Here is a 25,899-nt window from a genome sequence, read left to right as displayed (position 1 = left end):
GTATGTCAACTTGCTCGGCTTAGTAGATCGGTAAAGGTGGTTCCTTTCGCAATCTGTTCACCAGCACTGTCGGGCCGGGTGAAAACGTACTTATGAACCCGCGCCTCGGACGGAGGATGCTGAAAGACTAGGTGTTCTTCATCGAACGCGGTACTCGATGTCCAGCGCAACATCCCGATGAATCCTGTCTCCCAATATGTATCGAGGTAGTCTCGATAGCTAACTTGCCCATATACCCATAGATGGACGTCACCACGCGCCAGTTGATGACGAGATGGTTCATCTAAAGAAACTGGCAACGAAAGTGTTAGCGGACTACTAGAAGTGACCACCGTTCCAAAATCCTCTTGCTCTACGCTACTCGAAATAGGATAGCGCGGCTTAGTTTCCGGCTGAAGCTCACATTGGCAACGTAGACTAAGCCTTGTGACCTCTGCGGCAGTTGGGGCATAGTTGGTCAAGACAATCTTAACGTCGAAGCTCAGTGAGTTATTCTCAAGGGTCCGGACGCCTTGCCCCTTCATCGAAGTAACAATCAAGCGCGGCCGCTGCGCCGCCGTGCTTTCATTTGCGCTTTTCGCTGCGGCGTCTGCACTCAGCTCGGCAGCCTTTGCGCTCTTCTCGGCTGCCCTGGAAGAACTCCGCGTTAATAAGCCGATGATTATGAGACTTGCTATCGATACCACAATACCCACAGCGCCGAACCCTACCTGAAACCAATCCGTAATCTTCGGCGCTTCTGGAGGCACCTTTGAAATTCCCTTGGCAATGGCGTCGGTAAGCTGTACGACCCAACCAGAGGCTTCGTCCGCAGCATTGCATTTCGTTGCAGGAAGAACGGCGAATAGCGCGAGCAGCTTCTTCATGGCGGCCTCTGTGAGTAGCGACGCCGCGATTATCTCAGACCACCCGCCTTTTCCTAATCCTCCCCCGCCACGCCACGGTGTCCCCCTCATCATCGACGGCCACGCGCGCCACGTGCGTGCAGAGATACTGGAACGCCTCGACCACGTGACTGGTGCGGCCTTTCTCGGGTTCGTCGGCATAGGCCACGCCTGCGGTACCGGTCGCGTGCAGCCTGCGGTAGACGTAACTCTTTCCCAGCCCCTCGATCAGCAGCTCGCACGCGGGGTCGATCACTGCGCCGCTTCTTCGATTCAACAGTCTCGCGACGGCTTCCTTCCTGAGCTCGAAGCGATTCGTCACGGCGGGCTGGGCGCGTAACTGGTAGCGCTGCAAAAGCTGCACGGGGGTGACGCCGGTTCGCGCGTCGCGTGGATTGCTCGGGTCGCAGATCGCCAGCAACCGGCAGCCTGCGTAGCGCTTCGCGATCAGCGGCAGCAGCACCGACTGCACGAAAGCCTCGAACGCCATATCCTCGCCATAGGCTTCGTCCAGCACCACCAGCGTGCCGGCCTAGGGCTGGCCGAACACCGCGCCAGGGTGCAGGCCGCTTGTGTCAATGCCGGTCAGCACGTCCTCGCCGCGTACCGGCTCGGTCCTGACCTTGCCCACGTGAACGGTCTCGCTGAACTCCGCGTGAACGAGCTTGCAGCTCGACACCGCAATCCACAGCATCAACAAGTAGCTTTTTGCTTCGGCCCAGGTCAGGGTCGTGAGCTGGTTAGCGTAGTAGTCGACGGGCAAGTTGTGCAGGTTCTCCGCAGCGGGATTAAAGCCGGAACTGCGGGGGCACCTTGCCCCGGTCGACTTCATCGAAGTTGGTACAGAACACCGCAGGGGGCTGCTTAAAGAACTCGATGGTCGGCACGAAAGTGCGGCCGTCCGGTAACTCGACTTCCGGCGCGGGTTCGCCCTTCTCAAATTTCCTGTAGAGCCAGTGACGCTCATCCGGCAAGTTGAAGTCGAGCACCACACCGGGCTCCGCGCAGGGCACGCCGCCTTTCACGCTGGGGTAGCGTCCGACGCGCTGCACGGCGATGCGCAGGATGACTTCGCCTAGCTCCGTGGCTTCCGCGAGGATGAACAAGCTCACCTCAGGCGAGCGAATCGCGGCCACATCGCTCTCGTCCTCAAGCGCGATGAACAGCACCTCCAGGCGCACGGTAGTCCGGTTGGGCGCTAAAGTCCCGAACTGCGTGCGCGTTTTGGAGGTGTATCCGGATTGCCCAGACGTCTTTCGGCTTCAGGCGGCGGCTTCTGACCGACCAACTTGCCTTTGTTCCAGGGCTCACGGCTTTGATTGCTTCCCATGACAGGCTCCCATTGAGTTGATGGGAGTAATATTGTCTTCCTTCCTTCCCCTTGCGCCGCCGGTCGGAGCGGTGCTTTGCCCAATCGGCCTTTGCGGACGTTGGAATGTTGGCTACTGAGGGGCAGCTCGTCTTCGCTTTTCCGACATTAGTGTCGCCAAGTCCCTTATCAAGAATATCAGACAGGCGATCGGCCATAGACGTTCGCACGGCTATCGGCAACTGGGCGATGAGAAACGCAAGCTGATCGTGGTGAACCTATGGGCGAGTTCGTGCGGGGCGCGCCAATCAGCGATGCGCTAGCTCGTCCACACGCAACACGAGATGCACGATGTCGAATTCATGAATGAAGGCGAGTCGATTGAATCCGTCTGATCAGAACCGATGTGAAATCCGGACGGTCACGAGTCTGCAAGTCGTATTGAATTTTTATGGCAGCGCGCGCGGTCAGCGGCTCATCCGTCGCGCACCGTGTGCGAAATATCGAAGCTTCTAATATTTTCTTCCGAAATTGCACTAAGCAGTGTGGGCAAAAACACTGACTGCGTTTGGTTTCGAATTGTACTTTATGACTTCGGGGTTGCCGCAACATCCTGCCGTCAAAAAGCAAGCGCACGGCTTCTTCGCTTGCTAAAGCCTCGGACGTCACGGCGGTGTGTAGACCAGCGTAGGCGCCGGTGCAACCTCGCTCGAGCGTTCCGCCCGAGCGTCTTTTTCTGAACCGACCCAAACGTCCAAAAAAAAGGAAAGACGGGATGGCCCGACGCAAAATATCGCAAGGCGACGATTTGTTCCGGCTTGGTTTCGAAGAGCCACTCGTACGGGCAGGCGAGCGTCCATTCGTTAAGGACGTGAATTTCTTTACAGGTCTAGGGAAGACCTATTGGGCGGCGGCCCTTGCGGTGAAGGCGTTAACCGAAGGTGTGATCCCGGTTTTCATTGCACCGTATCGCTCCTTGGTAAAGGGATTTTGCCATGACGTCGCTGATCACGATGCCCGGCTAAGGGCTGAGCGAGGTAATCCGCGCGGATCTGATTCGCCTGTGCCGATTCACTTGTTGTATTCAAGGGACGCGCATCAGAACGATCGCACCTTCTTTCAAGCCGTTTTACATTTGCATCAATGGGTCACGGGGGATCCATCGCTCGTCGAAGAGTTGCGGGCGAAAAAGGCTGACGGCGGCGACAGCTGGTATGACGAGCTTGAGGAGCTACGACGGAAGGCGCTGTTTTGCGCCGAGTCTGACTTCCACGGGATGAGTTCGAGTGACGACGGCTACTACGAGATTCGTGAGAGGTTTCGCGCGCAAGCCTCGACTGTCATTACAGCCGCCGATCGCCTGACCCAAGCTCTTGTCGCCTTGGCTATCGACGCCAGAGACCAAGGAAAAGATCGCGCCTCAATTCTGTCGGTGCGGTCCGTCGACGCAATGTTGGCTCGCCTTCATCCACTTCAGCGATTTCTTGACCACCCGGGCGTTATCGTTGCGACGACTTTAAAGTCAACGGTCGGGCAACAGGTATACATTGATGACCCGAAGCTCGGTCGGAAACGTTGGGTAACGTTCGATACACTTCACTGCTTTTCGAACGAACTCAACGCGGAGGGAAGTGCGTTGAGCAAGGCGGTGTTCGGAGGGCGTCCGGTTCGTGCCCTAACGATTATCGACGAAGAAGAAAGCGCCTACTGGTTTCTGTTTAAGAAACGTAAATCTGTGGTTAACTCGGAAGGTCGCCATGATCTGAACATCGTGGTCTCGGAGTTTTTTGCGTACTTTGACCTGCGCTGGCCGCTTGCCTTCGAAGTACCGGATGAACGCGGAGTGACCGTACGTACTCTAGCCATGCGGGTGTACGAGAATCTGGAGAAATTCGCGGAAGTTAGCCCAGCGGTGGTCAAGGAGCTCAAGCGGCAGAAGCGGGATGGGAACGCTGAGTACATCCCCATGGCTCGCCAGGTCGAGATATTCAGAGATACCTTAGAGGAGGCATATCCTGGCCTATTCAAATCTCGAACTCAGTGGACCGACGAATACCTCGCCGACATCCTCCGGGAGTTAGTGGATAGCAACGACACGCACAACGATTTCCGTCGCTTCCGGGAGAAGGCGCGTGTGCTCGCAGCGCTACGCAGGTATGTCGACACGCTCGAAGGTTTATCCAATTACGACGCATATCGCCGACTCGTCAGTCTCGTCGTGGGGAAGAAATACTTCACGATGAACCGGTGTTCATATGGCGAGTTACTCGATCAGCCGAACCAGACTTTCTTTGATGGACACTCGAACGTGCTCGATACCGAGTTCCTGCGTCGTGTCGAACTTCTTCACGACACAGCGGAGCAGACGGTCCAACTCGTCTATCGCGAAGACGTCGAGAAGAATCCGGAAAGAAGTCGATTTTCATTGTTCAACTATCTGGAACTAATCCTGTTCATTGCGCGTTGCATGAACGCGACCGGTCGCAACCAGGTCAAATTCAGCCAGCAAGACCTCGTGCGATATCCGAATCTCGCGCGATTTCGTAGTGAGATCAGGAAGCTGTTCGAAGGGCGGAACCTCGAGGAGGCGTTTAAGCAGGATTTGTTTGGTGACGAACTGCTCTCTGAAGAATTCTTTTACTCGGGTACGAAGAGCGTTGTCACGCTGATGGAGAGCAAGTTCCAACCGGATGAATACAACGTCGAACGGGACGTTAGTCTCACGGTGACCATCTCGTCAATGCGCGATACGCCGGAGCAAGACCTGTCGGACGCATTGGGGCGGAACAACGGGATCTTCATCATGAGCGCGACCGGTGGGCTGACACATACATCAAGTGGCGCCTTCAATCGACAGAAGGTTCGTCGATTGCTGCAACAAATCGATGGATACTACGAGGAAATGACGCCGGCCGAGTTGACGTTTGTGAAGGAACAGGCGGGCGCACTTCGAGACCAACGAAATCGGAAGGTGACTATCTTCGACGATGCACAGCCAGAAGGGGGGTTCCCTGTCTCAGCCGATTTTCGGGCATTGCGTTTTGCGTTCCAGCACGCATATCCGTATAAGAACGAACTCGGCTACCAGCACCTGAACAGCTACAAGAAGGCTGAAATTGACGGATTGGTTGCGACGTTGGACGTATTGCTCTCGTCTGATGTTCGCTCGGGCTTCGTGCTCTGCCAAACAATCAACCGAATCAAAGAAAGCCTGATAAATCTTGCCAAGAGCGAAGGAAGCGGCGTTACCTGCGAGAGCAGCAAAGAGCGGAACTTGTTCCTCGTCAAACCGCTCTCGGGTGGCGAACCCGTCCTCGTCATTCTCTACGAAGCAGCACGCTTCCAGAAGCGCGAGGCAAACCTGTTCGGATTCGACGAAGATGACGACGCCGGACAACTCAGCCCTGAACTCGTGGAGGCGTTAGACATCACGGACAAGAAGGTTTTGATGTGGAGTGCATATGCCTCTGCCTCACGCGGGCTGAACTTCGTTGTCACGCAAAACGGTATCAAGAAGGATTTTGAACTCTTCTGTCTGCTGAACGACCCGTTCTATACAGAGCACACCAGGACGAAGAGCCGTGGCTTCTCCATGGAGAACTTCCAGAGCTACCTGCAAGTCATTCGCGACGACGAAGAAAAATGGCCTTCGATGACAGTCAAGGGCCTCCTGAGCGGTTACAGCCGAGATCAGTGGAAGCGATTACGGCCCGAGCATTTCGTTGATATCAGTCGGACGGCGTTTCAGGCGCTCGGTCGCGGCGAACGCTGTCCGACAGCCGAAATGCCGACGCAGCAGATTTTTATTAGTGGACAAGTCGCGCAGATGATCCATTTGGGTACGCGCATTGTCCCTGAACTTGCTGTGCGAGCATCGCCCGCTCAACGAGCGGTCTTGGAAGCAATCGTTGACCGTAACCGGTCGGTGCGAATCTTTAGCTCGATCCAGGCGCGAAAGGCACATACGACCAGAAGTCTAGAGTTGGCTGCTGCGTTTCGAAAGTTCACGAGTGGAGCACCGGTTCGCTTCCGTTCAGATCCACAGGTCCGACGCACGTGGACTGATCTCTTTGACGATCGGATGTTCACAGATCCGGAAGCATACCTGGCCAATCTGCGCCGTAAAGACGTTCCCGCGAGCTTCGTTGACGGCGCCTATTTTATGCTTCCTGCCAAGGCGGAGCCCTTTACGAGACGGGCGAAAGTGAACGGCAAAACCGAACGCGTGATCACGGATGCCGATGATGCAGAGGACACATACAACTGGGTCGATGCGGTTGCGCCCGGAGGACTGTCCGAGCACCTGTCGGAGACAGGCAAGCGGCTGATGCGAGCAGGACGGGCATTCGCGTCGCGCCAGGAAATCGACAGTCTACGTCTGTGTCCGCAGCCTTGGTTCATCGACGAAATCATGAAGGGCTATCTGGCAGAGAGGGAGCTTGAGTCCTTCGTTGATCTGCAATTCAAAGTGCTGCCGGGGCAGCTTGACACCGGCGACCGCCAGTTGAGATATCTCAACGTCATCGGCCATCCGCTCGAGGCGAGTATTTTTCAGGTCTTCGACTATTACTTGGAAGTAGTGGGACGCGACGAATTGATTGCCATCGATGTGAAGAATTGGAGTTGGATTTCCGATTTCTTGCTCACGGATGAGCTTCGTGAAATTGCCGTGGAGAAGCACGAGCGCATTAGCAAGTTGTTCCCGGATAAAACTGTGCGGACTATCTATCTCAACTTGCGCGGAGCACTGAAACATCTCGTTGAGCGAAGAGAGCGCGGAAGCATCAGATTCATGTCGCTGTATGTGCAGGTGGGTGGGAAGTGGATGCCTAACCAGAATCTGGTCGGTGTACTGCTCGGACAATAATTTCGCTGCTCAGAGCACCAGGATGCCAATATCTCAACTTCCGCAAGCAGCAAGCGCACGCCTAAGTTCCATTGACCTCGGGTCTAGTGTCGCCGACGTGGCGGCGGCATTGGCTCGCCACGAGGCAGACAACGATAATCTGTTGGTACCTATTCGCATTGAACTTGGCAAATTGACAGCTGCACAAGCGGGCGCTCAGGAAACCAGCGCCGCTTATCGAGAACGTGCGAGACGAGTGCGCCAAGAAATCGTCCGGAGCCTCAAATTGGACGATGCCGATACAAGACGCGTTTCGTTCACGATGACTGGCTCGGACGCGTGGTATCTGGGTCCTCGTCCTAGGCTCACCAAGGCGAGCATGATGGCAGCGGCCCGGGCGGAGCCCGAGAAATTCATCGAACTTGTTCTGTTGAAGTCGCTTTTGGAGGCGGCGGCAACGGAGCGGAGCGGAACCTTTGTTACTGGTGCGTTCGGCGCTGGCGTCTACCTCGGCGGTCTTATCCAGCCGAATGAGCGACGCATGCATTTGGCCGAGGTTCGGCTGAAGATTCGGCCCCAGCATAACAGGCTCCTTTGCGATGTCGTTTCCCAAGTCTTCGCGCGCACGCGTTCTGCGGGCCAGTCTCATCCGCCTTCCGCGACAAAGCCGCTGTGTGTGGGACACGGCTTCCGCGTGAATGTTTTCCGTTTGAGTGAGGCGGATTATGTCTCGCTTGACGCGCGGAAGTATCCAATGGTCGGAATCAGCCTTGATCCGATGAGGTTCCGCGACTCCCGGCTCTACTTCCTGAATATTCTGACTGAGCGGATCGCTGAGATACTTAGACGAGCGGACGTACCGGCACAGGTTGAGCGCTTCGCTGCATCTCACGTTGTAGAGAATGGCTTCATTCCGTTGTCGCTACTCGCAGACTTGCGTCAGCCATTGGTAGTTGTAAACGCGACTGAGGAGCGTGTTTCGAAAAATACGTTACGCGTGTTTGAGGATCTGCCGTCTTCGTTGCCATTCGAATTTCACGCGGCTGGCGGGAAGAAGGTTCACTTCTCCCCATTGCGGGTCTCGGTCTCCAAAAACATTCCACCCGCGCTTGATTCCACTCTTAACTATCTGTACCTCAATCGAATCGGCCCGAGTGGCGACAGCAGTGTCTATGTCACAAACAGCGAAGAGTCGGTCGACGCGCTCCGGCGCCATCTGGAACGTCCTAGCGATGCGTATTCGCTGCTTTCTCGCGGCGGTGTAACGGCGGACCCTTACACGACTAGCAAATTCGAGAACGTGATGATGTCGGACGCTGCGTCGGTGGTCAGTCAGGGCTTGGATTGCAGTCTTTCCGATCTCGATGCCTTGCCAACCGGTGAAAAACGCCTTCGACCATTGCGAGAGGCACTGAAGCGTTGTCTAGTTGAGCTGTCCCTTAAAGAGTGCTTGATCGGCCGAAAGCCGATTCCAGTGCTTGCCAAACCGCCGAGCGTTACAAAATTGACCCTTCTTGCAACACGTCGCATTCGTAGAATCGGACGGCGCGATACCAAGACGCTGATCGCGGAGGTGCGACTCGATGTTCGCGACGATGGAATGTGGGTCGTCGGCACCCGTCGCTCGCCTTGGGATTCCGACAAGGAGGCAGCGATTCGTTTCGTTGGCCACTACCCGTTCCTTCAAGATGAGAACGGCAATGTGCGTGACCGACAGTTCTGGGTGATCGATGGGGAGACACAGGAACGTCTGCGCGTCTGGGCCGGCACGTTCGTCCCCAAGATCCTCCTGAACGAGAAATACATCGGGATTGAGCACGCGCTCGCCGACCAGGACGACCGCTTGGATCAGCTAAGGCGAGCGGGAGCGTCGGCGAAATTCTATTCAAAGTCGCAATCGCTCAACATGCTCCCGTACTACATGTCGTTTCACGATGGACAGTCCCAACGTCGACGCGGGCAACGGGCCGGGCAGCGTATTGCACTGCAAGATCTTGGGCGGTTTGTGCGAATTTTTATTCCACCAGAAGGGGGCATCACTGGTTCGGGTGACTCGCTATCTAACATGCGAGACCTTATGGTGTGGACGGACGACGGAAATGCTGTGAACGAGTTGCTGTTGAGCAGACCGATCGTCGACCTCTATCTTCACACTATGACCAATGGAATCCTCGTCGGAGGAGAAAATTCTAAGATGAGCATACTGGAGAAGATGACAAATTTGCTCTTGGAGAATTGAACCGGTTATCGCAGATCGGTTGCGGCGCGTTTCCCGGACGTAGGAGAAGAGGCGCTCTTTTATCGATCCTAGCTGCGCCGGGCGGACCAGCAATCGGTGATGAAATCAAGAAATGCGACCCGCTACACGCTGCCCTGATCTGTTTCATTTCCTCAATCCAACTTATTCGCGCGAACGGGCAAAGATGGGGCGATTTGTCGAGGGCGCGAACATCAATCGGGCTTTGTTGCTATCTTCGAACTGCGACTGCCGCGCGAGCACCTGTCCGGGTCAAAGGCGGCCACTCGCCACCGGACGAACACGGAACCGCCTGAGCGTTCCATGACAGCATGCGACCCTTCAGGCCTTGGGCCAGCCCGGATCCATGAGTACTTCCACGGCCGCGCGTTTGACTGCATCTCGAAATTCAGGTCGTCTGGGGACTTCTCGGAGCCATGAAGATACTTGATCTACCGTCTCTCCGTCTGGCTTGAAAGTCTGAAAGAACCAGTCGCGATCGGCGAGCCCCGCTACTTTTCCGGCTCGCTGACGGTCTCGCGTGTCATTCATGCGATGAAGAATAAGGTGGCAAGCGAGACTTGCGACGGTCCCTCGTCGGCCGGGCGCCATATCGCGAAACATTTTCTCGGTAAGATCGAGCACATCCCGCGTAACTGAGCGCAGCCGCAGATCAGTATCCACTTTTGCTTTCAGGAGATTGCTCTGGCCAATATTGCCGTGGCCCTTCTTTTCCGCGTCTTCGATCGACTTCAACTCACGGTTCAACTTCTGGCGAGCGTCCCACTTACGTTGCGCCGCGTCGAGGTCCTCCTTCTGGACCAACTGTGTTTCCCGATCATTCCAAAGTTCATAAAACCACACCTTCACCGCGTCATATTCGAGAGACGGACTGGGGATGAAGTAGCCTGCCTCGATCGTGCCCGCCTTTTGACCATTTGCTCCCAATCCGTTCGTCGAAATGTTCGCCGACGATACGACGGCGCCGGCCACCCCTATCACGACTTTCGCATGCAAGGATCTGCGCATGCACACCGGGCCTTTTTCCCGGGACTGGAGCGCGCGAATCGCTTCCGGGTTGCAGGCGCCGGATTCCAGGTCGCACACGATTTCGAAGTTCCCTGTTGGCTTAAACCCTGCACCAACGCCCCAAAACGCGACCGCCATCAGAAGCGGTACCTCGGCCCGAGTTGTGGCCGCATCCAGCTCAGTGAGTTTCTCCGAGATTTCGTTGCCCGATTTCAAAAACATCGTCGCTTTTTCTCCTGAAACCTTCAAACCGCGGAACACGGCGGATTCGACATCCTACGGAAGGTCAGGACTTGGGAGGCCACTCAACGCGGTCCTTACGTGCGCGAAGACACACTGAGGTCGATGGGACCTTCATCGTGTACGAAATCGGCAAGTGGCTACGTTCCGCCAACTGGCTCGCCATCGCACCGGCCAGCGCGCTGTCGGTTGCGAGCGTCGTGCGTCGCTGGAATGCTCAGCCGAGTTGGAAAGTCCCTGTGTCACGGGCGCGGGGCAAATGGGTGGCACTGGGTAGATGCCCTGCCCTTCATCTGGCGATGTGGAAGCCCCACACCTATGGATGACACACCGCATCGACTAGCACAGAACCCCACAGGATGACGTTTAGGCCGATGCCGATCCTGAAAACCCAGCGCCACGTCGCATCGTTGACTTCCTTATACGTGTCGGCCTTTCCTTCGTAATAGCCGTGCATGTACTCCGCGCTTTTCGAGTCCTTCATCGCCCCTCCCAAATTCTTGGCGGCGCTTCGCGCCCTAAAAACTCCGTGCTATTACGGCTCGCCCTTAGAGCGAGGCTGTCGCGGCCCTGCAAGAAGTGCCGCACGTAACCGAAAGGCGTGTGGCGACGTCGTCGCAAATCGACGAGAAGCCCATGTGATGACGATATAGGGGGCTTCTACTCACTGCACCTTGTTGGCGTTGGCGCCACTCGCGGCGTTGAGCGCTTTGATCCGATCCATGTCGGCCATGGTGGTCAGTTTCGGCTTTTCCATCCCGAGTGCGAGCAACATCCCCATCACTTGCATCGCGCGGTCCCCGTTGTTCAACAGCTCGTGCATACTCATGGAGAACACCTCCAACTCGCGCGGTTCAGGCTCGCTTGGATATGCAGACCCGGAATGTTGAACGCTTCCAGTATGCCGTCGCTGATCATTTGATTCATCGTCTGAACTTCTTGAGGTCGGAACCCTTGCGGGCGATCCACACATTGCGAATCGGGTTCCACTCGGCGCCGCGCTGCTTCGCGATGTTCTTATCTTCGTATCGCACATTCAGCACGGTGTCCTCAGACGAACGACGCGGAACGTAGAGCTTTTTCCAGCCGTTCTGGTCATGAATCACTTCCACCATTGCGCTGTCGGACAGCCCAGCTGCTTCCATTCGCTAACGAAACGTCTGTGCGACGCTCGGCGGCACTAGATCGTTAGCGCCCAAACAGGAGCCACGGCGCGGTAGTAGTTGACGACAGCCTCTTCTTGCTCTTGCGTCAAGGTTACTCGGCCTCCGGTGGGTATTTGACTGCCGCGTCGATCGCTGCGCGCTGGGTCGTGAACCAGCCGAGGTGGGACCAGCCGTGATAGCAAAACTGACCGGCACGCTGCATCGGCACGCCGTGCTCCAGCACGAAGTCGAGTCGCTTCTGCTCTTGGTTCAGCTCGAGCCGGACCTTCAGGTAGGCATTCGTCTCCCGAAAACTCTCCTGAAACTTCGCGTCAGCTGCCGGTTCTACCGCCTGTCGGGCCGCTCGGGCTTCGCGCTCCTGACGCAGCTCTTCGTTGAACTTGCGTACCTTCTCGGCGTGGGCTGCCTTCTCTTCCCTGACCTTTCGTGCCCTCTCCTTGAGCGCGTCATAGTCGCCGTAGTCCACCTCGTTGTACTTCCCGCCCAGCACCGAATGCGCGTAGAGCGCGTACAGCTCGTGCGCGATGACGCCGGCCTGCTTCTCGTCCATGCCTTCGGCTTGCAACGCGTACACGAATTTGAGTGTATCCATGTGTGCTCCACAGGGTTGTCCACAGAGTAGATAGCGCAAGTTGCTTGAATCGCTTGCGCAACCCTCTATATTTAAGGTTGGATAGGCATTAGTAGCGTTGAAGGATGGCCTCCGATCACCCCTGCCCGGTAAGCCTGTTCCTCAGACGTTCGACCAATGAGGATGGAACACCCTGCCTACTTGTAACGGATGCGCAGGGCCGTGCGAATCGCCCGTTAAGTTACTTCGTTCGATACGCTCAAAGACGGTATGCGCCGACCACCGTTAGCGTTTATGCGCACGCGATGCTCCACTACTTTTCGTGGCTAATTGGGAAGCGGCGGCGGTGGGATAGCAACGTCGCGGGGGTCCGCGCACTCTGCGCGCAGTTTCTCTGCGAGGTCCTGCGCTGTCATGCCCGCGAGCGACGCGGGCAGTTTGTCGCGGTACATGCGACTGTCGCTAATCCTGCGGAAGTGCGCGCCTTCCTGGCGGCGGCGCGAGCGTTTTATCGGTTCGCCATCGACGCCGGCCTATATGCCCAGCCCGACCCGCTAGGCCGTAGTGCAGACACGACGGGTGTGGCGTTGCTCCGACACCGTCGCGACGATTATCCGGCGATGCCACAGGCCAGCGGCGTTCAGCCGTTCGAGGCTGCACCTCGAGGTCGTCACACAGCAGCGTATTTCGTGCTCGTAAACGAACGCTGGATCCCGCAGATCATCGATGATCCGCTATTCCCGCGCCGCATCCTCGATGCCGGCCGTGCGGCCGGTTGGGGCCTGCGCGACCAGCTGGTCACGCGTTTGCTGTTCGAGACCGGCGCGCGGATCAGCGAGGTATGCGGCTTGACTCTGGGTGACTGGCATAGCCATGGATTGCGCCGCGAGGTTAGCGCTTTCAGTAAAGGCAGCGGTCAACGGCGCGTTAAGACACTGCGCTTCAGCGAAGCGTCTGCCAAACTGCTGCGCCGGTATGTGGATCACGACCGCTGTGCTGTCGATCCCGATCACTGCAATCTGGCCGATTACCTCACCCACGACGCACCTGCACGGTGGTCCATCAGGCCACTTTTCCTGACCTCACACCATACCGCGCTGACCGCGGCCACCTTCCGCGATCTCGCGTGGCGCCCCGCGTGTCGCCGAGCCAACATCAGCGCAAATGTCCATCAAACACGGCATTGGTATGTCACGCAAGCGATGCGAGAAATCTACCGCACGTTTGCCGCTGGCCTCGCTCGCGACCGTGCCATTGACGCCCTTATCACGTACATGAACTGGCGTAGCGGACGCGCGACGCTTGAGCGCTACGATCACTACTTCCGCGACCTTGAGCATGCGGACCTTCAGAACACGCTGCATGCAACCATTGATCGTGCATTGCGCGCGCGTAAGCCGACCTTCGACCTTCCGAGCTCCCCCATCGCACCACGCTCGGTGCCGGATATAGTGGCAGATCCACACTGGCAATTCCTTCAGCATCTGGGAGGTGCGAACGATGAACTCCCGCCGTGAAACACGAGTCGACATGCGAATTGACCAGTTTCAGTCACTGCCTGACCTGCCACGGCTGATCAAGCATGCACCCGCGACTGAAGGTGATATGCAGAGTGGCGCCGAACTTGGACGGGTACCGCCTCCCGTCGTTCACTATCTGCTGCGTCATGTACTCGGCAAACCGTGGTACGGTCATCTTGCGCTAGCAGCGCTCGTGATGGCCGCACAGCGCTATGAACACAGCACGATCTACAGCGCGGTGTCGATAGTGAGCGCGAAGCTGCAACTCATCTTCGGTTATCGGCATCAAGGGCACCTGCTTAGCGACATGCCCGCATTTTTTGCCAGCCTTGACACCTATATGCGACCGTATCTGGATGGCACCGTCGGAGACGATCCGCAAGAAGTCCGTATCAGCTTCTTTCAGCGGTATCAGTCCGTCGCCAGCGCGGAACTGCTGTGGTTGCGGGGGTTATCCACTGCTCAACGCAGGCGCTTTGAGCCTTGGCTGCTTAAACATGCGAACCGGTCACTACATGATCCGTGGCTTAATATGAAGCCGATCGAGCAGGCCCGTCAGCAGCGGCGTAAAGAAGACACCGATGTATTGATGCAGGTGTATCCCGATATTCGAAGTGAAGCGCACCTGCGATGGAACTGGTTCATCCGGTTTCGTACCGCCTATCGCAACGCACTGCGTAACGCCGAATCGTCAGGTCTTCCGTGCAAGCCGACCGAATATACCTACATAGACGGCAACTGGCGCATGCACATGAGGATATGGACGGTGGACGCGCTTCTGGCTGCGTATCCGATGCTTGCGCGTCGCGCTAGCGCAGCCGTGCCGCCTCCTGATACACGTTTGCCCGAACTCGTTTCAATGCAGGAGGTCGGGACCGACCGCGAACTGGACGTCAGTGCCACGGTGTGGTTCGCTGATCTGCTCCGTTATGCATCAGATCGTGCACGAAGTACCGAAGCCGCTGCATGGCGCCAGGCGTGGGGATATGCCGCTCTCTCATTCAACACCCTCAACCCCGGCGTGCTTTTTCCACCGTGGCAAGTATTTCTTGTCCGGGCGCAAGCGTGCTTGGGCCGGGTGCTGATACCAGTTGAACAGGTCTTTCACGCGTTGACTTTCGGCGTCATGGCGGTCGACGTGCTCACGACCACTGGCGCCCGCATGAACGAGCTTATGCAAATCAGCCTGAACCGGCACTGTCTCGTGCGCTTGATTCAGCCCGCTCCGCCGGGCGCAGCGGATGAGTCGCCGAGGATTCGATACCTGTTTCGACTGATTCCAAAGGGCGAGCGCCGCAATGTCCGGCACGACTTTTTCGTGGGCGCGGAAACCGTCAGGCTGCTCGCCAAGATAGGCCAGATCCTGGCAGCACACTACGGCCTACTCAGCACAGATCCCCTCCCTCCGGTCCCATTCGACCCGCTGAATAGGCGAGCCCACCGTTTTGGCGTTGAACCTTATCTATTTCAGTTTGAGCACCGACATCTTTCGGCGATCACGATCAGTTCGTGCTTGCGATTCATGGTGCACGGAATGTTACTGCGGACGGCTTCGGGCAGGACAGTTTTTCTCCGACCTCATCTCCTGAGACACGGATTCGCCACGCATGCAGTCCAAATTCAAAAGATCCCGGTGGATATTGTCGGTGCCTGGTTGCACCAGAAGAGCATTCCCGTCACTCGATACTATTCGCAACCGACAGCGACAATGATCGCGGACGCCGCCGACCGGTATTTGGCCGCGATCGCCAGCAACATCGACGTCGAAGAGGCGGTCCTCCGCTCTCCTGCTGAATTACAACAACTGTATCGCGACGCCGCGATGCGGACCGGCACGCTCGCCGAAGTCGTCGGAGGGCATTGCGGGGCGCATGGCCTCTGCAAGGTGCAGTTTGCTTGCATTGGCTGCGCGGCCAAGATACCGGATCCGTCGAAGCGTTCGCAGGTTGAGCAGCGGCGCAACTGGGCCGAACATGAGATCAGTTACTACCGCAAGGAAGGGCTGCTTGCCGACGTGAACCGGCTTGGGCAGCTCATTGCTGCCGCAGACACCGAGCTTCGGGAAATGGACCTCATCGAGCACTACCGGGCCGACGAGGCACGGCGCCCTGAAACGGAGGAACATCATGCCATCAAGCCAACGTCCGTGGCTGGCCCGCATTCACCAGGCGCGTCGAGCACACACGCTCGATCTCGTGCGACGCGCCATCGCCGCTCTGCAGGGTGAGCGTCGGGCAGTCACCATCTCGGCCATCGTCACTTCGTCGCGAGCGCTTGATCCGGACGGAAAAGGTATCAGTCATAGCGCATTGCTCAACAATGCAGGTGCACGTCGTCTGTATGAGGACCACCGGGACTGGCGACCACGGAAGCCGCGCCGACGCCCCGCAGCTCCCGTCGACGCACAAGTGCTGCCTATGCCGGCGAAGCTCGACCGGGATATCCGCTCGACTCGACAGCGCCTTGAACGTCTGACCAAGATTGAACTAATCGACCGACTCATCGCGGCGGAACGCGCCTACGCGGCACTGTACTTCTGCTCATTGAAACTGCAGGCCCGAGCCGTTGAGGAGGAGTGGCAAGCGCTGGAAGCGCGAAGGTTGTCCACTGTTTTGCGGGATAACGCTGTGGATAAGAGCGGCGAAGCCCTTACCACACAGCGTAGGCGTCGAGCCAGCCGAACGTGATGCAAATAATGTGTTTACCAAACCCACAAGGGCCGATGGTCTACGTCCCTTCGGACATGACTTCTGCAGAGGTCGCCTGCCTGGACTCTTGGAGCAAAATGACGCATCAGCACACGCGTCCGACGAGAACCTACAGTAAGCGAAGTTTGACTGACGTACTGACGGGTTAAGATAGCTCCGTTCTCAACCTTTCTGACATCAGTCATGGCGCCACGGGACGGTAAATATCTGGCCACTTGCAAGGAGCGGAATGCGTTGTCAGCTGCGATAAACGGCCATAGTGCTGTTTGGCCACAGGCGCAGTGCACGATAGCAAAGGGAATCGCAATTTTTAATCGTGACGGGAAGGAAGTGTGGAGTTGCAACGCCGCGTACGCGGAAGTGCATTTCAAACTTGACCGAATCACCTGACCTTCGCTGGGACTGTCGGAATTCTCCAGGGACATACTTCTTCGATCCGATCTTCGCTCTTGCCCACAACTCGCAGATGAACGATATACGACACTAGCGCATAGCGTCATGCGTGTGAAACCTGACTCTTCCGCAAGTAGAGCGCGGTCGTTATAAAATACCTGTGGATAAAGTTAGTGCAGCAGGGCACTCCATTCGGCCGTTGCTCTGATGACGATTTTGATGAGCAGGGGCAGCATCGCATACATAAACACGAGGAACGTGAGCACGAACAGGACGACGGGCACGCCGACGACCCACTTCATCATCACGTCGTCCTTCGACTTCCCGCCGTGCTTCTTGCGGTAGGCCAAGTCGGCTTCGCGCTCGGCTTCGCGTTCTTTGGCCCAGCGTTTGTTGTCCTCAACCATGCGTTGTACGGATTCGTGAATCTGGTCCACGGTATCCCGCGAACGCCGCATGCACTCTTCATCGGTCGGCATGGCGCACCTCAGGGCTTGAGCAGGTAGATAATCGGCGCCGCGCTGTTCATCATCGTACCGAGCGCGACCAGAATCAGCAGCAAGCGGTCAATGTTCATCACAACCTCAATGCAATAGCGCCCGCCTCGGCCGTGGCAACGATGACCTCCGTGATGACGCCAGGGAAGAAACGTGTACCGCGAAAGAAGCACCATGATCATCAAGAAGATAAAGGGTATCCGACCACTGCTCCCGATCTTCCTCCTGCAAGCGTAACCGTTCATCAGTCCGCTTGCTCGCTTCGCACATCTCGTCGGCTACGGTTCTGAGGTCGGCGCCCATGTCGGTCCCCCGCTTTGGCGTCTAAATGGTATCGCATCCAAGCGACGGGATGAACAGCGGTTGTTCTCTAAATAGTATGAGGTGTACGTCGTACACAACGAACGTCGGCGTCGATTTGCCCATACCCGCCCGTGTTGAGCGAAGCACCGACGCAGGCCGCCCCGCATACAATGGAATAGTGCACAGGGAGGCGCGCTATGGCTGCGTACGATCAAGACTTCTCGAAGTGGGCTTTACATCAGGCGAAACTGCTGCGCGAGAAGCGGTTTCACGAACTTGATCTGGAGAACCTGATCGAAGAGGTCGAAAGCCTCTCGCGCCAGATCAAAGATGAACTTGAGCGGCATCTGGAGCCGCTGTTAGCGGCCATGATCAGGTGGAACTGCTTCGAAGGATTGCGATGCATCAACTGGCAGGAAAAGATCGGCGAGCACCGCACATGGATCGCAACCGCCCTTGATGACGACCCGAACGTCGATGTCCCCGAGCTGATCGATCATCTGTGGGGAAGCGCGGTCCTCGAAGTCCACAAAGCGATGGGTCTTAACTTTGACCTGATGCCCAAGACCTGTCCATGGACCGTGGAGCAGGTGCTGTCGATCAAAGGCTACTATCTGCCAGACGAAAAAGGATGGAGGGAATTGCCCTATGAATGAAGAAGACTTCAAGAGCCCGGACGCGCGCATTCAAGTAAGGCTGGTGGGCGACAAGCCGGCGAAAGGCGGCATCTAGGAAACTCGGCCCGACTATCCCTAACTGAGGCATGCAGGCCCTCATACCTGCGTCACCGCGAAGACGCGCAGGACTCGCTGAAGCGAGCTTATAGCGTCATCAGCGTTTTCCATTAGGAGTTGTGCTCGGCGGGATCATTTGGTAGCCGTCAATCGGATGCGCGTGGCCAACGGGAGTGCGTTGTCGGCGGCCGCATCGACTAGATGAAGGGAAACGACAATCTGAGGCGGAAGGGTGCGCCCGTAGCCGTCATTTTTACGGCCTCGAATTATCGGTCTAGTCGACACATACCGGTGAGTCAAGTCCGGTACGTCTTGCGCGTCCGGCGGGCAGCCAACAACGCATCGTCGCGTCGATATCGGCGTGATTCACCGTCGGGTTTGCTGCTACGTCACCCTCAGGAAATTTCATTGACTATCGAAAAGCCAAAGACGCGGATATCGCGATTGACATGCGAAATTAACAACAGCGACTCGCCTAGGCCGTTCTACCGTGGAAGTGTCTGTGAGGCATGATGTGACGCGAGCCTGATCGGGTAGGACAGCCGTACATAGTGCAGGAGCATCGCCGGCAACGAGTAGTTGAATTTCCGTTGTCCACTGGTTCCGGGACGTGGAGATAGCCATGTTCCGAATGGCCGGAGAGTGTTGTGAGTGCTAGTTCGTTCATGCAGGCAGTTGCAGTCCTGCGTCACGACGCGCCAACGTCAGCAATCCGGCCGACCCCAGATGTTGAACGCACCGAGCGTCAATGTCCGCAAAGGCCGAAGCTCGTACCCCCCGTCATCCGGCAGGCGCCCCCGCCACAAAGAGTCGTTCGCTGACTTGCCGCACAGGCACTCGCGCGACTTCATCATCTTGTGAGCGGACGTTCGCATGCCTTCAAACGCAGGGAGCGTTATTTGGCTACCGCTGTCTACGGCATCACGCCGGAGCGTCAAGGTTGGCTATCGAACGTCACCACGCCGTCCAGCGGAGATACCCAAGCGAATCGGCGCTGCGCCCAGATTTGCCTGACTGGCACGCCAAGTTCGAAGCGCTGTTTCAGCGCACCTATGCGCAACGAGTAATGCGTGGGATCGACTTCCGCCGATGAATATATAGGGCCGCCACAGTTCTCGCAAAATGCGTGTATCCGTCGTGCACCGCTTGGTGCCACGTTGATATACCGTTTGGGAACACCCCGGAGCAATCGAAAGGTATGGGCCGGGGCGGGAATGTTTGCGCGAAACGCCGATCCCGACTGCATCTGACAGTCTGCACAATGGCAGACGACAACGGTTCCAGGTTGCACCTCGGCTTCGTACTGGATCGCACCACAGTGACAACACCCCTCGACCTTCATGTGCACCTCCCGGAATTTCGCGATCACTTAGGATACCGGAACCGGATAGCCGCATTTCTCCGTGCGTTATGGCTGCTTGGCCACGCTCGCCAGCTGCGCCTCGAGTGCGCTGCGCGCACGTGATGCTGCCTCCGCACTGACACGGTCCGCCAGCACTTCCGTGAGCTCGCGCAGGTGCTGCCCGCTGAGACCGACGTTCATCGCGATTCGCATATGCGCCTGCAGTTGAGACTCCAGACCTGGCAACGCAGACAGCATCCCGATCGTTGCTAGTTCGCGGCTTTGCCAGTTGAGATTGTCGCGCTCGAATATATCGCCAAAAAGATGCGTCTTCAGATAGAGGTCTATTGCTGGGGCAAACTCGAATAATGGGCCTTTGACCGGTCCGCCCGAAAGGCTGGTCTGGTTCGCGGTCCCGGCCTGGACCAGAGCATCCCCGGTTGGCGCCACGTGGCTGGGCAAGCTGCCGCCGGCATCCTGAATGCCGCGAGCCTTGCGAGTCTCCAACACCTTCATCAGTTCGCCAAGCGCGTTGAGGCTGCGCGGAAAGCCTGCATACGCGTAGAGCTGAACGAGAATCTCCTTGACGTCGTTCACGGTCAAACCCGCGTCCAAGCCTTGGTTCAGTGCCTCGCTCAGGTGTTCAATGCCCCCAGCGCTGGCGAATGCTGCGATAGGGATGATTGCCCGCTGCCGTTCGTCAAGGGTTGACGCGTCGCCAGGGACGATCGTAGAGGATGCGTTCATATTGCCGGTCTCAGTCGTTGAAGAGTGCGCCGATGCGGCGCCAATACACATCGCTAGCGCGAGCATAGCCATCCGGCATCGCACCGGTCCCCGCTCACCGTCGGCCGTACTCTTCATCAGTGACTTTCTCCATCCAGTCTACATTCTTGCCGTCCAGCGTCCCGGTCACAGCAAGATGCGTCATCGCTGTGTTCGCCGTGGCGCCATGCCAGTGCTTGACATCCGGCGGGCACCAGACGACATCGCCGGGGTGAAGGATCTGAACGGGCTTGCCCCATTCCTGTGTCAGACCTTTGCCGGACAAAACAACGAGGCGCTGCCCTGCTGGATGGGTGTGCCATGCCGATCGTGCTCCCGGTTCAAAGCTCACGTTCGCGCCCGATGCGGTGATTTCCTTGCTTGAGGGCCAGACGGGCTCCACGCGCACGCGTCCGGTGAAATACTCGGCGGAGCCTTCGCTGACGGCCTGGGTTCCTGCGCGCGAAATCTGTTGCACGTCAATGGGCGTAGCGGCTGCGGCGGGCGTCGCCTCTGTGATACTCATCGGCAGAAAGCCGGCGGCGAAGCAAAGCTTGCAGAACATTCTCATGACAGATCTTGTTGAGATGATTGGCTGTATGGACTTAATTTACTGTTGCGACCATTAGATGAGAAGATAGGCAAATCCGCATACACTGGTGCATGTGGCTCACCAATGACAATGGAAAATCTCAACGATCTGCAACTGTTCGTCACCGTCGCAAGAGAACGCAGTTTTACGCGGGCGGCGGCGCAAGCGGGCCTGTCGCGCTCGGCGCTGAGTCACGCCATTTCGGCATTGGAAGCGAGGCTGGGCGTGCGCCTGCTGACACGCACTACTCGCAGCGTGTCGCCCACCGACGCTGGCGAGCGCCTGCTGAATGTGCTGGCGCCTCGCCTCGGCGAGATTGAAACCGAGCTTGCGTCGCTCGCGTGCCTGCGCAATGCGCCGGCCGGTACCGTTCGCATCACCGCCCATGACCATTCGATCTCCACCATTCTGTGGCCGAAGCTGCTGCCTCTACTGCGCAAGTACCCTGACATTCACATCGAGTTAAGCGTGGACTATGCAATGACCGACATCGCGGCGGACCGCTTCGATGCCGGCATACGCAATGGCGATCGCGTGGACAAGGACATGGTCGCGGTCCGGATTGCGCCCGACCTGTGCATGGCAGTGGTCGCATCGCCCGCCTATCTGGAAGGAAGGGAGCTTCCCTCCACGCCGCATGACCTGACCATGCACCGTTGCATCAACCTTCGACTGCCCACACACGGCGGACTGTATGCGTGGGAATTTAAGAAAGGACGGAAGTCGCTCAGCGTGCGTGTGGAAGGACAGACGACCTTCAACAATACCTTGCTGATACTGCAGGCGGCACTTGATGGTAATGGCCTCGCCTATGTACCATTCGATCTTGTACAGCCTTATATTAAGCAAGGCCTGCTGCTGCCCGTGCTGCAAGACTGGTGGTGCACGTTTCCCGGCTATCACCTTTACTACGCCAGCCGGAAGCAGATTTCCCCCGCCTTAAGACTTGTCATTGACGCTCTGCGCGATCGCCCGGACGAAACTACAGAAATCCGAAAGTAGCCTTGCGCGGCGTTAGATAGGTTCTACATGTGGATACCCACGCCGTTAATCATCCCCATCCCGCCAACGTATATTGATTGCAGCCTTCTTTTCTTGGCTGCCGCGTGGCTGGTCGGAGACATTACGACAGCGGCCACGGGAGACCTCGGGACTGTGGGATAGTCTTGAGACCCCGGGCAAGGTGGCGAAGTTAGCGCCTTGAGACAAACGGCTGACGGGCGACGCTGGCTCCGGGGTGCATCAAGTTGATGCTGACGAGTTGGGTCTGAAGGCTCCCAGTAGGATGGGGGCTAGGCTCAACTTCACCAGGGTGCATATTTCGAAAGTAAAATATGCTTCCTGTGAAGTAACTGAAGTACCAAGAAGGTGAAATAAGATCGGAGTATCCCTCTCGAAAGTCGGTGGTTCGACGGCGACCGTCCCCGGGGCAGAATCTACTCGAGCTACGTTTCCCAGCCGCTACCTTTTTCGAGGAAGGAGTACCGCAAGCTCGAACGGCATCCTGGGTCAAGAAGTAAGCCGGGCACGGTGTACACGAGGACGTACCGCACTCGCTGAGCGAAGGTTGAGTTTCTCCTCTCGAGAAGCTAGTTGGCGTTGATGCGATCCTTCAACCCAATGTGCATCTTGGCCCCTAGCGATGGCTCGCCAAACTGTAATGCCGCAAGTCGGGCATAGAGCTGCGAGTGCTCCAGCAGCTCCGCGTGTCTGCCTTGCGCAACAATGCGGCCTTGTTCGAGGACGACAATCCGGTCGGATTGTTGCACGGTGGCAAGGCGGTGAGCGATGACCAGCGTCGTGCGATTCCGCGCCGCATTGTTCAAGGCCGTGTGCACCAGCCGTTCGCTCGCCGCATCGAGCGCGCTGGTCGCTTCATCGAGAAGCAAAATTGGCGGATCCTTCAGAATCGCTCGCGCAATGGCGATTCGCTGATGATGTCCACCCGATAGCCGTACGCCCCGCTCGCCCAGAAACGTGTCATACACTTGCGGCAGCTCCTGGATGGAGTCGGTAGCAGCAGCCATTTCGGCAGCTCGCTCCACTTCAGCGAGCGTCGCGCCTGGCTTGCCTTAGCGGATGTTGTCGAGCACGCTCCCCGAAAAGATCACAGATTCCTGCAGGACTACACCAATTCCCCGCCGTGGCGCGGCAAGCGATACTTGCCGCGTCGGAACACCGCTTATCAGGATGTTTCCAGATTGCGGGTCGTAAAGGCGCAGGCGTAGCTGAAACAGCGTAGTCTTGCCCGCCCCTGAAGGCCCGACCAGCGCAACGTGCTAACCTGGTGCCACGTTAAGTGTGAAGCCGGAGAGCGCAGGGCTGCCAAAACGAGACGGATAGGAGAAGCGAACGTTCAGCTCATGGCGCAGCACCGACTGCAGCGTATGCCATTCCACCTTTCAGACTCGACCGCGCGACCTGTTGTCTTCCCACCGATCAAGTTGAGAAACGCGTCCGACCGCTCCGCGAGATATGTGTCGTTCGCGTTGGCGAGCTCCGCCGTGAATTCAACTTCAAGCACGATGGAGCGATGCCTGGATCGGCATATTTCATGAACAGTGCCGCGAGTCTACGGCCATGATCGTGCTCCTCCGATCCGCAGCCAGATCTGCTTACACGCTTGCACTCACCCTTTTTCGCTGTCGTCTTTTTCACGGCGGTCTACTTCGAGGCTGCCTTCTTGGCTACGCCTTCTTTGACTCGACCTTGTCGGTGGCAACCTTCTTGATCATCGTCTTCTTGGCTCCAACCTTCTTCGTCACCACTCCTATGGCGCCGCTCTTCTTTGCCGGAGCAGCGACGGACGCCACAGTCTCGTCAGCATTGTCGATAAGGTACATCGCTCCGCCCTTGGTGCCTGCAAGCCATGCCGAAGCCTTATTGCGTCCGCGCTCCATGGCGCTCCTGTTTGCCGGTCGGAGTATCGGGGCCTGCGGTCCGCGCACGTAGCGTGGCCTTCTCAAGCCAGGGCGGACGCGAGATCATGGTCAGTCCAAGACATCGCCCCATCCCATGACTGCCGACTCGTCGTAGTCCCTTCTTCCTGCCCGTGAGGTTGCCGGCATGAAAAGATGTCTAATTTCATACCGGCTCTACACCAATTCAAGACATAAAAACGATACATCAAAACAAGTGCATGATACCGGCCACTGCGCCGAATTGGCTCCTACCGTAATTGGGTGAGGTAGTGCTCGCACCGCCCTGGGTCGTATTTGGTCCGTAGTAGGCGGTGCCAGCCAAACCGAGGTTCGAAGTCGCACTATTCGTAACGTACCCGAACTCACTGTATAAGAATGTTCGCTTAGATAGGAGATAGGTACCCCCAAGCGTGTACAGCGTCGCATTCCCATTGCCGTTATTCGCATTGGCGTGGTAAACGCCTCCCGTAAGGATAACGTCCGGCGAGGGCGTGTAGTTAAGCCCAATCCACTCGTGATTGACCGTAGTCGGAGCTCCGGTAATGCCTGACGGAAGCGTACCGGTGACTGTGCCAGTCGTCAGGCTTTGGTTCCCGAGGGTTGCATCGGGCGCACGCAGAAGCTGATAACCAATGTAAGCCTTGAGCGGACCCCACGTTACGGTGCCCCCCACTGTCAGCTCACGCGAGGCGGCATAAACGCTCGTGAACTGCCCGTTTGTATCTCGAATTTCGTCGTAAAGTGCGAGCAGCTCGAAGTTGTTGGTGACGTACCTCGCCTCTATGCCTGCGGCGCGTCCTTGCGCATTCCCATCGTTGCTCGGCTGGCTCCCACAAGTGTTTCCGCTACATCCGTTCCAGTTACCGGGAGAGTTGGTCAGCGCATACTGGGCCTTCAAAGTTAGACCGCCGAGCGATGGCGACGTATACTGGGCACCGTTGCCTGCTTGCGCCGAACTGCGCCCTCGGTCTAGATTCCAAACGCTATAGGCAGACCTCAATTGCGGATCTACATACCAATTGTCTTGCGACATCCACCATGCGCCAATGTTGCCAAGCTTGAATGTGCCATAAGTGTTATTGCTAAGTCCCACGAGCGCGTGGCGAGCAAATAGGCCACCATTGTTAATGCTACCGTTGGCAGTGTTAATACCGCTTTCCAGCTCGAAAGTTGCCTTTGTGCCCGCACCGAGGTCTTCCGAACCCTCTAGTCCCCACCATGATTCCCCATAGCCGCCGCTTTCCATGCCAAACAATGAGCCTCCTGGCTGACCGGTGCGATACGTCAGGCCGTTGTCGATGCGGCCGTACAGTGTGACGCTCGTCTGAGCATAGGCGCCACTGGCAAATGCCAGTAAAGAAAGTACAACGACTCCATTCTTCATGTGTCAACCTTTAAGTGTCTCGTCCAATATAGGGTTTGATTTCCCTTCTACTTCTTATGTAACTTCAGTTCTTAGACTGGATGAAGTGTGTTTATCGAGTATCGACTCCTTAGTGAAATAGCATTACTTCCGAAAATTTAAGCGCTTTCATCCCACCCGACTGCTCACTCTCCCTGTGCACGCCGTCTTACGCATACTCATCGGCCTTAAAAAAGCCCTTTCCCGCGATAACCTTTCAACCGACCAGCCCCATCGACACGCCCAAGTAAAAAAATGTACCTTCTATGATTAATTTAGTTATACATATCGATCTGTTCAGATACGCTTCAACTTCGTTTCACACGACTTTCTAATGGTGATATTTAGGTTGTCGACATCGTGCGACTACGAAACCGACCGCGAGACAACGATGCAGATCTCCGAGCGGACGACGATCGCTTATCAAGCCAGCTATACATG

General features: G+C 57.1%; 21 protein-coding genes and 1 pseudogene. 6 read left to right on the top strand and 16 right to left on the bottom strand.

The window, feature by feature from the left end:
* Positions 1-5 precede the first annotated feature (5 nt).
* The 4 genes from AC1Z32_RS07895 to AC1Z32_RS07880 are packed head-to-tail and all read right to left on the bottom strand — an operon-like array spanning position 6 to position 2,065.
* The gene (locus AC1Z32_RS07895; protein WP_483478120.1) at positions 6-866 is read right to left on the bottom strand and encodes a hypothetical protein; all 861 of its coding nucleotides are present in this window, start codon (positions 864-866) and stop codon (positions 6-8) included.
* Between the two features lie 34 nt (positions 867-900).
* The gene (locus tag AC1Z32_RS07890) at positions 901-1,404 is read right to left on the bottom strand and encodes a hypothetical protein (RefSeq protein WP_483478119.1); all 504 of its coding nucleotides are present in this window, start codon (positions 1,402-1,404) and stop codon (positions 901-903) included.
* A gap of 12 nt (positions 1,405-1,416) precedes the next feature.
* On the bottom strand, positions 1,417-1,647 hold the full coding sequence (locus AC1Z32_RS07885) for a hypothetical protein (protein WP_483478118.1): 231 nt from the start codon (positions 1,645-1,647) through the stop codon (positions 1,417-1,419).
* Positions 1,648-1,672: 25 nt separating this feature from the next.
* A complete protein-coding gene (locus AC1Z32_RS07880; RefSeq protein WP_483478117.1) occupies positions 1,673-2,065 on the bottom strand; it encodes a hypothetical protein in 393 nt (130 codons plus the stop codon).
* Positions 2,066-2,968: 903 nt separating this feature from the next.
* Between AC1Z32_RS07880 and AC1Z32_RS07875 the strand changes: the two genes are divergently transcribed.
* Together AC1Z32_RS07875 and AC1Z32_RS07870 are read left to right on the top strand one after the other, a co-directional pair.
* A complete protein-coding gene (locus AC1Z32_RS07875) occupies positions 2,969-7,060 on the top strand; it encodes a hypothetical protein (protein WP_483478116.1) in 4,092 nt (1,363 codons plus the stop codon).
* 22 nt (positions 7,061-7,082) lie between these two features.
* Positions 7,083-9,278 carry a hypothetical protein gene (locus tag AC1Z32_RS07870; RefSeq protein WP_483478115.1) on the top strand — a complete coding sequence of 732 codons (2,196 nt, stop codon included), beginning with the start codon at positions 7,083-7,085 and terminating at the stop codon, positions 9,276-9,278.
* A 339-nt stretch (positions 9,279-9,617) separates the two neighbouring features.
* Here the strand turns inward: AC1Z32_RS07870 and AC1Z32_RS07865 are convergent, their stop codons facing one another.
* From AC1Z32_RS07865 to AC1Z32_RS07845, 5 genes are all read right to left on the bottom strand, one after another.
* On the bottom strand, positions 9,618-10,565 hold the full coding sequence (locus tag AC1Z32_RS07865) for a hypothetical protein (RefSeq protein WP_483478114.1): 948 nt from the start codon (positions 10,563-10,565) through the stop codon (positions 9,618-9,620).
* Between the two features lie 295 nt (positions 10,566-10,860).
* Positions 10,861-11,028 (bottom strand): hypothetical protein, encoded by a 168-nt coding sequence (locus tag AC1Z32_RS07860; RefSeq protein ID WP_483478113.1) that lies wholly within the window; start codon positions 11,026-11,028, stop codon positions 10,861-10,863.
* Positions 11,029-11,208: 180 nt separating this feature from the next.
* Positions 11,209-11,373, bottom strand: a complete 165-nt coding sequence (locus AC1Z32_RS07855; RefSeq protein WP_483478112.1) for a hypothetical protein — start codon at positions 11,371-11,373, stop codon at positions 11,209-11,211.
* Positions 11,374-11,467: 94 nt separating this feature from the next.
* Positions 11,468-11,659, bottom strand: a complete 192-nt coding sequence (locus AC1Z32_RS07850; RefSeq protein WP_483478111.1) for a DUF5710 domain-containing protein — start codon at positions 11,657-11,659, stop codon at positions 11,468-11,470.
* A gap of 142 nt (positions 11,660-11,801) precedes the next feature.
* Positions 11,802-12,302 carry a hypothetical protein gene (locus AC1Z32_RS07845; protein ID WP_483478110.1) on the bottom strand — a complete coding sequence of 167 codons (501 nt, stop codon included), beginning with the start codon at positions 12,300-12,302 and terminating at the stop codon, positions 11,802-11,804.
* 284 nt (positions 12,303-12,586) lie between these two features.
* Here AC1Z32_RS07845 and AC1Z32_RS07840 point away from each other — a divergent pair, with 284 nt between their 5' ends.
* Complete coding sequence (locus AC1Z32_RS07840; protein ID WP_483478044.1) at positions 12,587-13,798, top strand: tyrosine-type recombinase/integrase; 1,212 nt, start codon at positions 12,587-12,589, stop codon at positions 13,796-13,798.
* On the top strand, positions 13,782-16,028 hold the full coding sequence (locus AC1Z32_RS07835) for a hypothetical protein (RefSeq protein ID WP_483478045.1): 2,247 nt from the start codon (positions 13,782-13,784) through the stop codon (positions 16,026-16,028). Before AC1Z32_RS07840 ends, AC1Z32_RS07835 begins: the two co-directional genes overlap by 17 nt.
* Before the next feature lie 1,044 nt (positions 16,029-17,072).
* On the opposite strand, the gene AC1Z32_RS07830 is transcribed toward AC1Z32_RS07835, so the two are convergent.
* Positions 17,073-17,381 carry a hypothetical protein gene (locus tag AC1Z32_RS07830; RefSeq protein WP_483478109.1) on the bottom strand — a complete coding sequence of 103 codons (309 nt, stop codon included), beginning with the start codon at positions 17,379-17,381 and terminating at the stop codon, positions 17,073-17,075.
* Between the two features lie 518 nt (positions 17,382-17,899).
* On the opposite strand from AC1Z32_RS07830, the gene AC1Z32_RS07825 reads away from it, so the two are divergent.
* Entirely contained in the window at positions 17,900-18,358 is a 459-nt protein-coding gene (locus AC1Z32_RS07825; protein ID WP_483478108.1) for a DUF29 domain-containing protein, read from the top strand.
* A gap of 1,012 nt (positions 18,359-19,370) precedes the next feature.
* Here AC1Z32_RS07825 and AC1Z32_RS07820 read toward each other — a convergent pair.
* The 3 genes from AC1Z32_RS07820 to AC1Z32_RS07810 form a co-directional block, all read right to left on the bottom strand.
* Positions 19,371-19,778, bottom strand: coding sequence for a GFA family protein (locus AC1Z32_RS07820; protein ID WP_483478230.1), 408 nt, complete (start codon positions 19,776-19,778; stop codon positions 19,371-19,373).
* Between the two features lie 66 nt (positions 19,779-19,844).
* A complete protein-coding gene (locus tag AC1Z32_RS07815) occupies positions 19,845-20,525 on the bottom strand; it encodes a carboxymuconolactone decarboxylase family protein (RefSeq protein WP_483478107.1) in 681 nt (226 codons plus the stop codon).
* A gap of 94 nt (positions 20,526-20,619) precedes the next feature.
* The gene (locus AC1Z32_RS07810) at positions 20,620-21,114 is read right to left on the bottom strand and encodes a (R)-mandelonitrile lyase (RefSeq protein WP_483478106.1); all 495 of its coding nucleotides are present in this window, start codon (positions 21,112-21,114) and stop codon (positions 20,620-20,622) included.
* Positions 21,115-21,219: 105 nt separating this feature from the next.
* Here AC1Z32_RS07810 and AC1Z32_RS07805 point away from each other — a divergent pair, with 105 nt between their 5' ends.
* Positions 21,220-22,137 (top strand): LysR family transcriptional regulator, encoded by a 918-nt coding sequence (locus AC1Z32_RS07805; RefSeq protein ID WP_483478105.1) that lies wholly within the window; start codon positions 21,220-21,222, stop codon positions 22,135-22,137.
* Between the two features lie 587 nt (positions 22,138-22,724).
* Here the strand turns inward: AC1Z32_RS07805 and AC1Z32_RS07800 are convergent.
* The 3 genes and pseudogenes from AC1Z32_RS07800 to AC1Z32_RS07790 all read right to left on the bottom strand — a co-directional run.
* A pseudogene (locus AC1Z32_RS07800) lies at positions 22,725-23,492 on the bottom strand (ABC transporter ATP-binding protein); the annotation flags it as partial.
* A 330-nt stretch (positions 23,493-23,822) separates the two neighbouring features.
* Positions 23,823-24,035: a hypothetical protein gene (locus AC1Z32_RS07795; RefSeq protein WP_483478104.1), complete on the bottom strand. Its 213-nt coding sequence runs from the start codon at positions 24,033-24,035 to the stop codon at positions 23,823-23,825.
* 226 nt (positions 24,036-24,261) lie between these two features.
* Positions 24,262-25,440, bottom strand: coding sequence for a porin (locus AC1Z32_RS07790; protein WP_483478103.1), 1,179 nt, complete (start codon positions 25,438-25,440; stop codon positions 24,262-24,264).
* Positions 25,441-25,899: the final 459 nt, after the last annotated feature.

The organism is Caballeronia sp. 11_S32 (assembly GCF_056930355.1).
Note: the sequence above shows the minus strand (reverse complement) of the source record. Positions and strands in the feature narration are given on the sequence as shown.

What these genes read in the sequence shown, in the direction of transcription:
- AC1Z32_RS07830 (WP_483478109.1), bottom strand. Translation starts at nt 17,381, where the DNA reads ATGCCGACCGATGAAGAGTGCATGCGGCGTTCGCGGGATACCGTGGAC.
- AC1Z32_RS07820 (WP_483478230.1), bottom strand. Translation starts at nt 19,778, where the DNA reads ATGAAGGTCGAGGGGTGTTGTCACTGTGGTGCGATCCAGTACGAAGCC.
- AC1Z32_RS07855 (WP_483478112.1), bottom strand. Translation starts at nt 11,373, where the DNA reads ATGAGTATGCACGAGCTGTTGAACAACGGGGACCGCGCGATGCAAGTG.
- AC1Z32_RS07790 (WP_483478103.1), bottom strand. Translation starts at nt 25,440, where the DNA reads ATGAAGAATGGAGTCGTTGTACTTTCTTTACTGGCATTTGCCAGTGGC.
- AC1Z32_RS07805 (WP_483478105.1), top strand. Translation starts at nt 21,220, where the DNA reads ATGACAATGGAAAATCTCAACGATCTGCAACTGTTCGTCACCGTCGCA.
- AC1Z32_RS07895 (WP_483478120.1), bottom strand. Translation starts at nt 866, where the DNA reads ATGAAGAAGCTGCTCGCGCTATTCGCCGTTCTTCCTGCAACGAAATGC.
- AC1Z32_RS07875 (WP_483478116.1), top strand. Translation starts at nt 2,969, where the DNA reads ATGGCCCGACGCAAAATATCGCAAGGCGACGATTTGTTCCGGCTTGGT.
- AC1Z32_RS07825 (WP_483478108.1), top strand. Translation starts at nt 17,900, where the DNA reads ATGGCTGCGTACGATCAAGACTTCTCGAAGTGGGCTTTACATCAGGCG.
- AC1Z32_RS07850 (WP_483478111.1), bottom strand. Translation starts at nt 11,659, where the DNA reads ATGGTGGAAGTGATTCATGACCAGAACGGCTGGAAAAAGCTCTACGTT.
- AC1Z32_RS07810 (WP_483478106.1), bottom strand. Translation starts at nt 21,114, where the DNA reads ATGAGAATGTTCTGCAAGCTTTGCTTCGCCGCCGGCTTTCTGCCGATG.
- AC1Z32_RS07795 (WP_483478104.1), bottom strand. Translation starts at nt 24,035, where the DNA reads ATGGAGCGCGGACGCAATAAGGCTTCGGCATGGCTTGCAGGCACCAAG.
- AC1Z32_RS07840 (WP_483478044.1), top strand. Translation starts at nt 12,587, where the DNA reads ATGCTCCACTACTTTTCGTGGCTAATTGGGAAGCGGCGGCGGTGGGAT.
- AC1Z32_RS07815 (WP_483478107.1), bottom strand. Translation starts at nt 20,525, where the DNA reads ATGAACGCATCCTCTACGATCGTCCCTGGCGACGCGTCAACCCTTGAC.
- AC1Z32_RS07870 (WP_483478115.1), top strand. Translation starts at nt 7,083, where the DNA reads ATGCCAATATCTCAACTTCCGCAAGCAGCAAGCGCACGCCTAAGTTCC.
- AC1Z32_RS07835 (WP_483478045.1), top strand. Translation starts at nt 13,782, where the DNA reads ATGAACTCCCGCCGTGAAACACGAGTCGACATGCGAATTGACCAGTTT.
- AC1Z32_RS07845 (WP_483478110.1), bottom strand. Translation starts at nt 12,302, where the DNA reads ATGGATACACTCAAATTCGTGTACGCGTTGCAAGCCGAAGGCATGGAC.
- AC1Z32_RS07860 (WP_483478113.1), bottom strand. Translation starts at nt 11,028, where the DNA reads ATGAAGGACTCGAAAAGCGCGGAGTACATGCACGGCTATTACGAAGGA.